The 12,523-nt window shown below is 58.3% G+C and carries 13 protein-coding genes; 9 read left to right on the forward strand and 4 right to left on the reverse strand.

What is annotated here, in order from left to right:
- Positions 1-7: 7 nt before the first annotated feature.
- From cheR to FHC48_RS13030, 7 genes are all read left to right on the forward strand, one after another.
- Positions 8-874 carry a protein-glutamate O-methyltransferase CheR gene (gene cheR, locus FHC48_RS13000; protein WP_220420535.1) on the forward strand — a complete coding sequence of 289 codons (867 nt, stop codon included), beginning with the start codon at positions 8-10 and terminating at the stop codon, positions 872-874.
- The gene (locus FHC48_RS13005; protein WP_008500430.1) at positions 871-1,920 is read left to right on the forward strand and encodes a chemotaxis response regulator protein-glutamate methylesterase; all 1,050 of its coding nucleotides are present in this window, start codon (positions 871-873) and stop codon (positions 1,918-1,920) included. The genes cheR and FHC48_RS13005 overlap by 4 nt, the downstream gene beginning before the upstream one ends.
- A gap of 17 nt (positions 1,921-1,937) precedes the next feature.
- The gene (cheY, locus tag FHC48_RS13010; protein WP_008500431.1) at positions 1,938-2,327 is read left to right on the forward strand and encodes a chemotaxis response regulator CheY; all 390 of its coding nucleotides are present in this window, start codon (positions 1,938-1,940) and stop codon (positions 2,325-2,327) included.
- A 10-nt stretch (positions 2,328-2,337) separates the two neighbouring features.
- Positions 2,338-2,982 (forward strand): protein phosphatase CheZ, encoded by a 645-nt coding sequence (cheZ, locus tag FHC48_RS13015; protein ID WP_008500432.1) that lies wholly within the window; start codon positions 2,338-2,340, stop codon positions 2,980-2,982.
- Positions 2,983-3,130: 148 nt separating this feature from the next.
- Positions 3,131-4,279 (forward strand): flagellar biosynthesis protein FlhB, encoded by a 1,149-nt coding sequence (gene flhB / locus FHC48_RS13020; RefSeq protein WP_021240449.1) that lies wholly within the window; start codon positions 3,131-3,133, stop codon positions 4,277-4,279.
- Positions 4,272-6,350, forward strand: a complete 2,079-nt coding sequence (gene flhA, locus FHC48_RS13025; protein ID WP_008500434.1) for a flagellar biosynthesis protein FlhA — start codon at positions 4,272-4,274, stop codon at positions 6,348-6,350. The genes flhB and flhA overlap by 8 nt, the downstream gene beginning before the upstream one ends.
- The gene (locus FHC48_RS13030) at positions 6,350-6,742 is read left to right on the forward strand and encodes a flagellar protein FlhE (protein ID WP_059362260.1); all 393 of its coding nucleotides are present in this window, start codon (positions 6,350-6,352) and stop codon (positions 6,740-6,742) included. The genes flhA and FHC48_RS13030 overlap by 1 nt, the downstream gene beginning before the upstream one ends.
- A gap of 58 nt (positions 6,743-6,800) precedes the next feature.
- On the opposite strand, the gene argS is transcribed toward FHC48_RS13030, so the two are convergent.
- The gene (argS, locus tag FHC48_RS13035) at positions 6,801-8,534 is read right to left on the reverse strand and encodes an arginine--tRNA ligase (RefSeq protein WP_008500436.1); all 1,734 of its coding nucleotides are present in this window, start codon (positions 8,532-8,534) and stop codon (positions 6,801-6,803) included.
- Between the two features lie 239 nt (positions 8,535-8,773).
- On the opposite strand from argS, the gene FHC48_RS13040 reads away from it, so the two are divergent.
- Entirely contained in the window at positions 8,774-9,343 is a 570-nt protein-coding gene (locus FHC48_RS13040) for a VOC family protein (protein ID WP_039266608.1), read from the forward strand.
- Between the two features lie 69 nt (positions 9,344-9,412).
- Positions 9,413-10,156 carry a copper homeostasis protein CutC gene (gene cutC, locus FHC48_RS13045; protein ID WP_008500438.1) on the forward strand — a complete coding sequence of 248 codons (744 nt, stop codon included), beginning with the start codon at positions 9,413-9,415 and terminating at the stop codon, positions 10,154-10,156.
- Between the two features lie 175 nt (positions 10,157-10,331).
- Here the strand turns inward: cutC and cmoB are convergent, their stop codons facing one another.
- Genes cmoB through FHC48_RS13060 form a run of 3 tightly spaced genes read right to left on the reverse strand, consistent with a single transcriptional unit; the run spans position 10,332 to position 12,479 of the window.
- Positions 10,332-11,303, reverse strand: a complete 972-nt coding sequence (gene cmoB, locus FHC48_RS13050) for a tRNA 5-methoxyuridine(34)/uridine 5-oxyacetic acid(34) synthase CmoB (protein ID WP_025912287.1) — start codon at positions 11,301-11,303, stop codon at positions 10,332-10,334.
- Positions 11,300-12,043 (reverse strand): carboxy-S-adenosyl-L-methionine synthase CmoA, encoded by a 744-nt coding sequence (gene cmoA, locus FHC48_RS13055; protein ID WP_059362257.1) that lies wholly within the window; start codon positions 12,041-12,043, stop codon positions 11,300-11,302. Before cmoA ends, cmoB begins: the two co-directional genes overlap by 4 nt.
- 40 nt (positions 12,044-12,083) lie before the next feature.
- Positions 12,084-12,479, reverse strand: coding sequence for an MAPEG family protein (locus tag FHC48_RS13060; protein WP_021240443.1), 396 nt, complete (start codon positions 12,477-12,479; stop codon positions 12,084-12,086).
- Between the last annotated feature and the right edge of the window lie 44 nt (positions 12,480-12,523).

Here is a 12,523-nt window from a genome sequence, read left to right on the forward strand (position 1 = left end):
AGGCGCTATGACATCACCAATGCCCCCTGGGCAAACGTCATTATTGTTGCAGATGACACAGCGCCTCGCGCTGTCCGACGCGCATTTTCGTCGGATATGTCAGTTAATCTACCAGCGTGCGGGGATCGTGCTTGCGGATCATAAGCGGGACATGGTCTACAACCGTCTGGTGCGGCGCTTGCGTACGCTGGGGCTGGATGATTTTGGCCGCTATCTGAGCATGCTCGAGGCGAACCAGAACAGCGCCGAGTGGCAGGCTTTTATTAACTCGTTAACCACCAACCTGACGGCGTTTTTCCGGGAGGCTCACCACTTCCCGGTCCTGGCCGAGCATGCGCGCCGTCGCACCGGGGAGTATCGCGTCTGGAGTGCGGCCGCCTCGACGGGGGAAGAGCCGTACTCGCTGGCGATCACCCTTGCCGATACGCTGGGGATGGCGCCGGGACGCTGGAAGGTCTACGCCAGCGATATCGATACCGAAGTGCTGGAGAAGGCGCGTAACGGTGTTTATCGCCAGGATGAACTGAAAACGCTGTCGCCGCAGCAGCTGCAGCGTTATTTCATGCGCGGCACGGGCCCGCATGAAGGCCTGGTACGCGTACGCCAGGAGCTGGCGAACTGCGTCGAATTCGCGCCCGTTAACCTGCTGGATAAGCAGTACAACGTGCCGGGGCCGTTCGACGCCATTTTTTGCCGTAACGTCATGAACTATTTTGATAAAACGACGCAACAGGACATTTTGCGTCGGTTTGTTCCGTTGCTCAAGCCTGACGGTTTACTGTTTGCCGGGCACTCGGAAAACTTCAGCAACCTCGTGCGTGAGTTTAGCCTGCGTGGGCAAACGGTATATGCGCTGAGTAAGGAAAAAGCATGAGTAAAATCAGGGTATTGTCCGTCGATGATTCAGCGCTGATGCGTCAGATCATGACTGAAATTATCAATAGCCACAGCGACATGGAGATGGTGGCAACCGCCCCCGATCCGCTGGTAGCGCGGGATTTAATTAAAAAATATAACCCCGACGTGCTAACGCTGGATGTCGAGATGCCGCGCATGGATGGCATAGATTTCCTCGAAAAATTAATGCGGCTGAGGCCCATGCCGGTGGTGATGGTTTCCTCCCTGACCGGGAAAGGATCGGAAATCACCCTGCGCGCGCTGGAGCTGGGAGCGGTGGATTTTGTCACCAAGCCGCAGCTCGGCATCCGTGAAGGGATGCTGGCGTACAGCGAGATGATCGCCGAGAAGATCCGCACCGCGTCGCGGGCGAAGCTTGCCGCCCACACGCCGATGGCCGCGCCTGCGACCCTGAAGGCCGGTCCCTTACTCAGTTCGGAAAAACTGCTGGTCATTGGCGCGTCAACCGGAGGAACAGAGGCAATTCGTCATGTACTCCAGCCATTGCCGCTCTCAAGTCCGGGTATTCTGATCACGCAGCATATGCCGCCAGGCTTTACCCGTTCGTTCGCCGAACGCCTGAACAAGCTGTGCCAGATCAGCGTGAAAGAGGCGGAAGACGGCGAGCGCGTGCTGCCGGGACATGCCTATATCGCCCCTGGCGACAAGCATATGGAACTGGCGCGCAGCGGCGCTAACTATCAAATCAAAATTCATGACGGACCGCCGGTCAACCGGCACCGTCCGTCGGTGGATGTGCTGTTTCATTCGGTGGCGAAACATGCGGGGCGCAACGCCGTTGGGGTGATCCTGACGGGGATGGGCAACGACGGGGCCGCCGGAATGCTTGCAATGCACCAGGCTGGCGCCTGGACGATTGCGCAGAATGAAGCAAGTTGTGTGGTGTTCGGCATGCCGCGCGAGGCCATCAATATGGGTGGCGTGAGCGAAGTGGTCGATCTTAGCCAGGTAAGCCAGCAGATGCTGGCGAAAATCAGTGCCGGACAGGCAATACGTATTTGACTCAGGAGTATTATTTTATGGCGGATAAAGAGCTTAAGTTTTTGGTTGTGGATGACTTTTCCACCATGCGTCGCATTGTGCGCAACCTGCTGAAAGAGCTGGGCTTCAATAACGTTGAAGAAGCAGAAGACGGCGTGGATGCGCTGAACAAGCTGCAGGCGGGCGGGTTTGGTTTTGTGATCTCCGACTGGAACATGCCAAACATGGACGGTCTGGAACTGCTGAAAACCATTCGTGCTGATGCGGGAATGGCGTCCATGCCGGTGCTGATGGTCACGGCAGAAGCGAAAAAAGAGAACATCATTGCCGCTGCACAGGCGGGCGCAAGCGGCTACGTGGTGAAGCCATTCACGGCGGCGACCCTGGAAGAGAAGCTCGGTAAGATCTTCGAGAAACTCGGCATGTGAGGTGTTGGTTATGATGCAACCTGCTATGAAACCCGTTGAAGAACACTCGCCGAGCGACATTATCGTCCGCATCGGCAGCCTGACGCGCATGTTGCGTGACAGCCTGCGTGAGCTGGGTCTGGATCAGGCAATTGCCGAAGCGGCGGAAGCGATTCCTGATGCACGCGATCGTCTGGACTACGTCGTGCAGATGACCGCTCAGGCCGCGGAACGTGCGCTGAACAGCGTTGAAGCGTCACAACCGCACCAGGATGCGATGGAAAAGGGTGCGAAAGCGCTGACCAAACGCTGGGACGAGTGGTTTGAGAACCCAATCGAGCTGGCGGATGCCCGCGAACTGGTGACCGACACCCGTCAGTTCCTGGGGGATGTGCCCGGCCACACCAGCTTCACCAACGCCCAGCTGCTGGACATCATGATGGCGCAGGATTTCCAGGACCTGACCGGTCAGGTGATCAAGCGCATGATGGATGTGATCCAGGAGATTGAGCGCCAGCTGCTGATGGTGCTGCTGGAGAACATCCCGGAACCGGCAGCCCGTCCAAAACGCGAGAACGAAAGCCTGCTCAATGGTCCACAGCTCGACGCCAGCAAGGCGGGCGTGGTGGCAAGCCAGGATCAGGTGGACGACCTGCTGGACAGCCTCGGCTTCTGATGGTCCATTCCGCTTCAGGGGGTTAACGCCGCCTGGGGCGGTTTGCGACAAAATCACCGAAAAGAGCCCGAATAAACGGGCTTTTCCCGCCATTGGATTTCCGCTGCGCTGGCATGATACCCGTGACGTAATGGGCTGAGCGTGCACAGTGGCAGAAGAGAACGACGACAAAACGGAAGCCCCCACACCCCACCGACTAGAAAAGGCGCGTGAGGAAGGGCAGATCCCCCGATCCCGAGAATTGACCTCCCTGCTGATCCTTATCGTAGGGGTGTGCATTATCTGGTGGGGCGGGGAGTCGCTCGCCCGCAAGCTGGCGGGCATGCTCTCAACCGGCCTCCGTTTTGACCACAGTATGGTCAACGATCCGAATCTGATCCTCAGCCAGATTATTCAGCTGATTAAAGGGGCCATGGTTGCGCTGCTGCCCCTCATTACCGGGGTTGTGCTGGTCGCGCTGGTCTCGCCGGTGATGCTCGGCGGTCTGGTCTTCAGCGCCAAATCGCTGCAGCCGAAATTTTCCAAACTCAACCCGCTGCCGGGCATTGCGAAAATGTTCTCTGCGCAGACCGGGGCCGAGCTGCTCAAAGCTATTCTCAAATCGGTGCTGATGGGCAGCTCTGCGGGGTTTTACCTCTGGTACCACTGGCCGGAAATGATGCGTCTTATCAGCGAATCGCCGCTCACCGCGATGAGCAACGCGCTGAATCTGGTCGGGCTCTGCGCGCTGCTGGTGGTGCTCAGCATTATCCCGATGGTGGGTTTTGACGTGATCTTCCAGCTCTATACCCACTTCAAGAAGCTGCGGATGTCGCGTCAGGATATCCGTGACGAATATAAGCAGATGGAAGGTGACCCGCACGTGAAGGGGCGCATCCGCCAGATGCAACGTGCCGCCGCCCGTCGCCGCATGATGGACGATGTGCCAAAGGCCGACGTCATCGTTACCAACCCGACACACTATTCCGTTGCGCTGCGCTATGACGAAAACAAAATGAGCGCGCCGAAAGTGGTGGCGAAAGGGGCGGGACTGATCGCGCTGCGTATCCGTGAAATTGGCACCGAACACCGCGTGCCGATCCTCGAAGCCCCTCCGCTGGCGCGTGCCCTGTACCGCCATGCGGATATTGGACAACAGATCCCGGGACAACTCTACGCCGCCGTGGCGGAAGTGCTGGCCTGGGTATGGCAGTTGAAGCGCTGGCGTCTGGCCGGCGGTCAACGGCCTGTGAAACCTGAGAACCTTCCGGTGCCTGCCGCGCTGGATTTTATGAACGAGAAGGACACTGATGGCTAATCTGGTGGCAATGTTGCGCCTGCCCGGCAACCTGAAATCGACCCAATGGCAGATCCTGGCCGGGCCGATTCTGATCCTGCTAATTCTGTCGATGATGGTACTGCCGCTCCCGGCGTTCATCCTCGACCTGCTTTTCACTTTCAATATCGCGCTGTCCATTATGGTGCTGCTGGTGGCGATGTTCACCCAGCGTACCCTGGAGTTCGCCGCGTTCCCGACCATTCTGCTGTTTACCACCCTGCTGCGACTGGCGCTGAACGTGGCGTCCACGCGTATCATCCTGATGGAAGGCCACACCGGGGCGGCAGCGGCAGGTAAAGTGGTGGAAGCGTTCGGCCACTTCCTGGTGGGCGGTAATTTCGCTATCGGTATCGTGGTGTTCGTCATCCTCGTGATCATCAACTTTATGGTCATCACCAAGGGTGCAGGGCGTATTGCGGAAGTGGGCGCGCGCTTTGTGCTGGACGGGATGCCGGGCAAGCAGATGGCGATCGACGCCGACCTGAACGCCGGGCTAATCGCCGAAGATGAAGCCAAAAAGCGCCGTGCGGAAGTGACGCAGGAGGCGGACTTCTACGGCTCCATGGACGGTGCGAGTAAGTTTGTGCGTGGTGACGCCATCGCGGGCATTCTGATCATGGTGATTAACGTGGTCGGCGGCCTGCTGGTGGGCGTATTGCAGCACGGGATGGACATGGGCCACGCGGCGGAAAGCTATACGCTGCTGACCATCGGTGACGGTCTGGTCGCGCAGATCCCGGCGCTGGTGATCTCCACTGCGGCGGGTGTCATCGTGACCCGCGTGAGCACCGATCAGGACGTTGGCGAGCAGATGGTGGGACAGCTGTTCAGTAACCCGCGCGTGATGCTGCTGGCCGCGGCGGTGCTCGGGTTGCTCGGCCTGGTGCCGGGTATGCCAAACCTCGTCTTCCTGCTGTTTACGGCGGCGCTGCTGGGCCTTGCCTGGTGGATGCGTGGCCGTGAAACCAAACCGGCAGCGGAACCTGTTCCGGTCAAAATGCCGGAGAATAATCAGGCCGTCGAAGCGACCTGGAACGACGTTCAGCTGGAGGATTCTCTGGGAATGGAAGTCGGGTATCGCCTGATCCCGATGGTCGATTTCCAGCAGGACGGCGAGCTGCTCGGCCGTATCCGCAGTATCCGTAAAAAATTCGCCCAGGACATGGGCTTCCTGCCGCCGGTGGTACACATCCGCGACAATATGGACCTGCCGCCCGCGCGCTATCGCATCCTGATGAAAGGCGTTGAAATTGGCAGCGGTGATGCCTATCCGGGCCGCTGGCTGGCGATTAACCCCGGCACCGCCGCAGGCACGCTGCCGGGCGAGCAAACCATCGATCCGGCCTTTGGTCTGGCCGCGATCTGGATTGAAAGCGCGCTGAAAGAGCAGGCGCAGATCCAGGGTTACACGGTTGTTGAAGCCAGTACCGTGGTGGCAACCCACCTTAACCACCTGATTGGGCAATTCTCGGCGGAGCTGTTTGGCCGTCAGGAAGCGCAGCAGCTTCTGGACCGCGTCACGCAGGAGATGCCGAAGCTGACGGAAGATCTGGTCCCCGGCGTGCTGACCTTAACCACGCTGCATAAGGTGCTGCAAAACCTGCTCGACGAGAAGGTGCCGATCCGCGATATGCGCACCATTCTGGAAACCCTTGCCGAGCACGCGCCGATACAAAGCGATCCGCACGAGCTGACGGCGGTGGTGCGCGTGGCGCTGGGACGGGCAATCACCCAGCAGTGGTTCCCGGGAACCGGGGAGGTGCAGGTGATCGGCCTCGATACGCCGCTTGAGCGTCTGCTGCTGCAGGCTCTGCAGGGTGGGGGCGGCCTGGAGCCGGGCCTGGCGGATCGCCTGCTGGCGCAAACCCAGGAGGCGCTGGCGCGTCAGGAGATGCTCGGCGCGCCGCCGGTGCTGCTGGTGAACCACGCGCTGCGTCCGCTGCTGTCCCGCTTCCTGCGCCGCAGCCTGAGCCAGCTGGTCGTGCTGTCGAATCTGGAGCTGTCGGATAACCGTCATATCCGCATGACCGCGACGATTGGAGGAAAATAATGCGTAAATGGCTTTGGCTGCTGTTCTTCCCGCTGATGGCACAGGCTGCCGGGGGAGGCACCTGGCAGGCGAGCAGCATAGGGGTGACCCTCAGCAACCGCGGTGTTGCCATGTCATCTAACCCGCTGGCGCCTGCTGAAGAGGTTTCCGGTCTGATGGGTCTGGTGGTCTGGAACTACCGGCTGATTGGCCCAACGCCAGCGGGCCTGCGGGTGCGCCTCTGCTCTCAGACGCGCTGTACCGAAATCGACGGCGAAAATGGAACAACGCAGGCGTTCAACGGCGTGCCGGCTATTGAACCTTTGCGTTTCATCTGGGAAGTGCCGGGCGGGGGACGTTTAATCCCGGCGCTGAAGGTGCAGAGTAATTCTGTCATCGTGAACTATCGCTGACGGTTGAATTGTCAGGACTGTAAAAAAACAAAACCCGGCGATTGCCGGGTTTTTGGTATTACATACGTTCTACGGTTTCGATACCCAGAGTATCCAGACCCAGCTTCAGGGTCTTCGCCGTCAGCTGCGCCAGCTTCAGGCGGCTGTTGCGGACCGATTCATTCTCCGCAGAGAGAATAGGGCAGTGCTCGTAGAAGCCGGAGAACAGACCCGCCAGATCGTACAGGTAAGCACACATTACGTGCGGCGTGCCGTCACGCGCGACCACGGTCAGCGTCTCTTCGAACTGCAGCAGACGCGCCGCCAGCTGCGCTTCACGATCTTCCGTGATGGTCACGGTGGCATTCGCCAGCACGCTTTCGTCGATATTGGCTTTGCGGAAGACCGACAGCACGCGGGTGTAAGCGTACTGCATGTACGGCGCCGTGTTGCCTTCAAACGCCAGCATGTTATCCCAGTCGAAGATGTAGTCGGTGGTACGGTTCTTGGAGAGATCCGCGTATTTCACCGCACCGATACCCACGGCGTTCGCCAGTTTTTCCAGCTCGTCGGCCGGCATGTCCGGATTCTTCTCGGCCACCAGACGACGGGCGCGTTCCAGCGCTTCGTCCAGCAGGTCGGAGAGCTTAACGGTCCCGCCCGCGCGGGTTTTGAACGGCTTGCCGTCTTTACCCAGCATCATGCCGAACATGTGGTGTTCCAGCGGAACGCTGTCCGGTACGTAACCGGCTTTACGCACGATGGTCCACGCCTGCATCAGGTGCTGGTGCTGACGGGAGTCGATGTAGTACAGCACGCGGTCGGCGTGCAGCGTTTCATAACGGTATTTCGCACAGGCAATGTCGGTCGTGGTGTAGAGGTAGCCGCCATCCTTTTTCTGGATGATCACGCCCATCGGTTCGCCTTCCTTGTTTTTGTACTCATCAAGGAACACCACCGTTGCGCCTTCGCTCTCCACCGCCAGGTTTTTCGCTTTCAGGTCCGCCACAATGCCGGGCAGCATTGGGTTATACAGGCTTTCACCCATCACGTCGTCACGGGTCAGGGTGACGTTCAGACGGTTATAGGTAAGCTGGTTCTGAGACATGGTGATGTCAACCAGCTTGCGCCACATCTCGAGGAAGTATTGATCGCCGCCCTGCAGTTTTACCACGTAGCTGCGCGCGCGCTCGGCAAAGGCTTCATCTTCGTCATAGTGCTTTTTGGCTTCGCGATAAAACCCTTCCAGGTCCGCCAGCGCCATTTCGCCCGCGTTTTCCTGCTGCTGTTTTTCCAGGTAAGCAATCAGCATCCCGAACTGGGTACCCCAATCGCCCACGTGGTTCGCGCGGATCACCTTGTGACCGAGGAACTCGAGCGTACGCACCGCGGCGTCACCGATGATGGTGGAGCGCAGGTGGCCAACGTGCATCTCTTTCGCCACGTTCGGGGCAGAGTAGTCGATCACGACGGTCTGCGCTTCCGGCTGGGAAACACCCAGACGATCGGATTTCAGCGCCGCGTCAACGTGGCTTGCCAGGAAGGCAGGCTCAAGGAAGATGTTGATAAAGCCTGGGCCGGCGATTTCGGTTTTGCTGGCAATGCCGGCGAGATCCAGATGCGTCAGTACCTGCTCAGCGAGCTGTCGCGGCGGCATACCCAGTTTTTTAGCCACTGCCATCACGCCATTAGCCTGATAGTCGCCAAACTGTACTTTTGCTGACTGACGAACCTGCGGTTCGCAATCCGCAGGCGCGCCTGCGGCAATCAGTGCCTGACTGACTTTTTCGGAGAGAAGAGCCTGAATATTCACCTGGATACCTTACTTTTTTGATGCGGGCTCACAACCACCCGCGCCAGTTAGAGAATTTAGGGCGGGAGTATACTGCAAATGCCTTCTGCCGTCAGCATCGCGGGGCCTGAAGATTGCTCAGAATCCAGGCTAAGAAGGTGTGCATAAACATGCAGTCGTAAAAAGCCGGATTCTGCGGTTGGTCAAAACAGAGCAACAGAGTAAATTAGCGGCTTTGCGACACGAAAAGAGAGTGACTTATGGCGAACTGGCAATCCATTGACGAACTGCATGATATTTCCGCAGATTTACCGCGCTTCACCCAGGCGTTCACAGAACTTGCCACCCGTCTCGGCCTGGATATCGCGCCGCTTGAGGCCGATCACATCTCTTTGCGCTGCCATCAGAATGCTACCGCAGAGCGCTGGCGTCGCGGATTTGAACAGTGCGGCGAGTTACTGTCCGAGAATATCATTAACGGTCGCCCCATCTGCCTGTTCAGGCTGCGTGAGCCGGTGAACGTGGCCCACTGGCAATTCACCGTGGTTGAACTGCCGTGGCCGGGCGAGAAGCGCTATCCGCACGAAGGGTGGGAGCACATTGAAATTGTCCTGCCGGGTGAGCCGGAAACATTAAACGCGCGCGCGCTGGCCCTGTTAGCTGACGAAGGCTTAAGCCAGCCGGGGATTTTTGTGAAGACCAGTTCGCCCAAAGGCGAACGCGAGCGGTTACCCAACCCGACGCTGGCCGTCACGGACGGGCAGGTCACGGTGAAGTTTCATCCCTGGACCATTGAGCAGATCGTTGCCAGTGAGGCGCAAGAGATGTGAGTTCCCGCCGGGACTGAAAACAGACGGCATGTCATGATGGTGCGTTTGGTGGAATTTAAGGAGGATTACATGGCGCTGCTGGAGATTTGCTGTTACAGCGTGGAGTGTGCCGTCACCGCGCAAAATTACGGGGCTGACCGCATTGAACTGTGTGCGGCACCCAAAGAGGGCGGGCTGACGCCTTCTTACGGCGTGCTGAAGGCTGCCCGTCAGGCCGTCACGATTCCCGTTCACCCGATTATTCGTCCACGCGGCGGTGATTTTTGTTACACGACGGGCGAGTTCGGTGCCATGCTTGATGATATCGCCCTCGTGCGCGACCTGGGGTTCCCCGGGCTGGTCACCGGCCTGCTGGATGAAGACGGCAATATCGACCTCCCGCGCATGCGTCAGGTCATGAGCGCCGCGCAGGGGCTCGCCGTCACTTTTCATCGCGCATTTGATATGTGTAAAGATCCGCTTCAGGCCTTTGAAACGCTTGGAGAACTTGGCGTGGCGCGCATTCTGACATCGGGTCAACAGCCGTCCGCTGAAAAAGGACTGCAATTAATTACGGAACTAAAAGCACATTCCGGTGTTCCAATAATAATGGCGGGTGCGGGAGTCCGTGCCAGCAATCTGGAACGGTTTTTAAACGCCGGGGTAGAAGAGCTGCACAGCTCGGCAGGCAAATGGATGCCGTCACCCATGCGTTATCGCAATACAGGATTGTCTATGTCGACGGATGCTGAAGCGGATGAGTATTCACGCTACGGCGTAGAGGGAGAGTCGGTTGCGGAAATGAAGTCGCTGATTGAGCGCTATCACGTGTAGCAACGTACCGATTTTTACCGCGCATCATGTCGCCCAATATGATGCTTGCTTGTACCAGGCCCCTGCAATTTCAACAGGGGCCTTTTTTTCGCCTGCGCCCGGTAGCGCTTCGCTTACCGGATCTGGAAAATCGGGAGTAGGCCGGGTAAGGCGCAGCCGCCACCCGGCTAACAGGCTACGGCTTCGTCGCAATCAACACCGCTCGCATCGGGGCCGGATAGCCTTCAATGGTTTTGCTGTGATCGGCCGGGTCGAGGAACTGCTCCAGCGATTCGGTGATCATCCACTCGGTCCGGCGCTGCTCTTCGATAGAGGTCACGCTGACATCGGCAATTCGCACATCCACAAATCCGCATTTCTCCAGCCAGTTCTTCAGGGCCAGCGCGGAAGGGATGAAGTAAACGTTGCGCATCTGCGCGTAGCGATCGCCCGGTACCAGAACGGCATGTTCATCGCCTTCGATCACCAGCGTTTCCAGCACCAGCTCGCCGCCGCTGACCAGCTGATCTTTCAGTTGCCACAGGTGCTCCAGTGGGGAACGGCGGTGATACAACACGCCCATGGAGAACACGGTATCAAAGGCTTTCAGTGCGGGCAGCTGCTCAATACCCAGCGGCAGCAGGTGCGCGCGCTGGTCGTTACCCAGCAGCTTACGTACCGCTTCAAACTGACACAGGAACAGCTGCATCGGGTCGATACCAACCACCAGATGCGCGCCCGCGCCAATCATGCGCCACATGTGATAGCCGCTACCGCAGCCCACGTCCAGAATGGTGCGCCCGGTCAGGTCGGAAAGGTGCGGCAGAACGCGATCCCATTTCCAGTCTGAGCGCCATTCGGTATTGATGTTCACGCCGTACAGCGAGAACGGCCCTTTGCGCCACGGCATCAGGTTGCGCATCAGCGTTTCGATACGGTTGATCTGCCCTGGCGGAAGCGGTTCTTCACTCTCTGCGGTGACGCTGTGCAGGAGATCCAGACGATGCGGGGTCAGTTCCGGCAGAAACTCCACCGCATTTGACCACTGCTTTAACAGACCGTGCTGCTGATCCCGCTGCCAGGCGGCAATCTGCGCAGGCAGCGTCTCCAGCCAGTGGGAGAGGTGATTTTTGGCAATCAGCTGATAGAAGTTACTGAACTCGATCATGCCGGTTTCCCCGCTTTCAGCGCCACCAGCGAACCAAAGTTGAAGCACTGGAACCACAGTTCGCTATGCTCAAATCCGGCCTGACGCAGGCGCGCCTTGTGGGTTTCTACGGAGTCCGTCAGCATCACGTTTTCGAGCATGCTACGCTTCTGGCTGATCTCCAGCTCGCTGTAGCCGTTCGCACGCTTGAAATCGTGGTGCATATTGAACAGCAGCTCGCCAACTTCGGCGTCTTCAAAGCTGAATTTCTCCGAAAGCACCAGCGCGCCGCCAGGATTCAGCCCCTGATAGATTTTGTCCAGCAGCAGCTGGCGCTCTTCCGGCACCAGGAACTGCAGGGTGAAATTCAGCACCACCATCGAGGCGTTTTGGATCTCGATCTCACGGATATCGCCTTCCACCACGTCAACCGGAACAGGGGCTTTGTAGGCGTCAATATGGCGACGGCAGCGTTCCACCATGGCCGGAGAGTTATCCACGGCAATGATTCGGCAGCCTTCGTGATGAACGTTACGTCGTACCGACAGCGTTGCCGCGCCGAGCGAGCAGCCCAGGTCATAAACCTGCGTGCCGGGTTGAACGAAGCGCTCAGCCAGCATGCCGATCATAGAGATAATATTGGAATAACCGGGAACAGAGCGCTGGATCATATCCGGGAAGACTTCGGCTACCCGTTCATCGAAGGTCCAGTCGCCCAGGCTGGCGATAGGCGCGGAAAAAAGCGTGTCGCGATCTGACATAACGTAAAAATCCGGGAAAAATAAAGTGGCGTATTGTGCGCTAATGGAGGGAGAAAACCAACTCCCACGGCATATACCACAGGTTAGCCAGCACCATCAGCAAAAGCGAACACCAGGTTGCACTCATGCCGGAACGACGCCAGCGGATTAAGCGGTGGTGAAAGCCGTAATAATGCATCAGGCGGCCAGCGATAAGCAGCAGGCCACAGATGTGCACCATCCAGGTTTCTGCGCCATTCATCTCCATAAACAGCAGCAGGATGAGGGCCGCGGGGATGTATTCGACCGCATTGCCGTGAATGCGGATAGCGCTTTGCAGCTCGGAAAAGCCGCCGTCACCGTAAGAAACGCGGTAGAGCGTTCTGAGGCGCACAACGTCAAATGAAAACTTAATCAGCAGTAATGCACCTAACACCGCGTACAGCGCGCTGACCATACAAACTCCCTGTTTTTGGCAGATGGCACTTCCCTATGATAGGG

Source organism: Enterobacter sp. EC_50, from assembly GCF_019584525.1.
GTDB lineage: Bacteria > Pseudomonadota > Gammaproteobacteria > Enterobacterales > Enterobacteriaceae > Enterobacter > Enterobacter roggenkampii.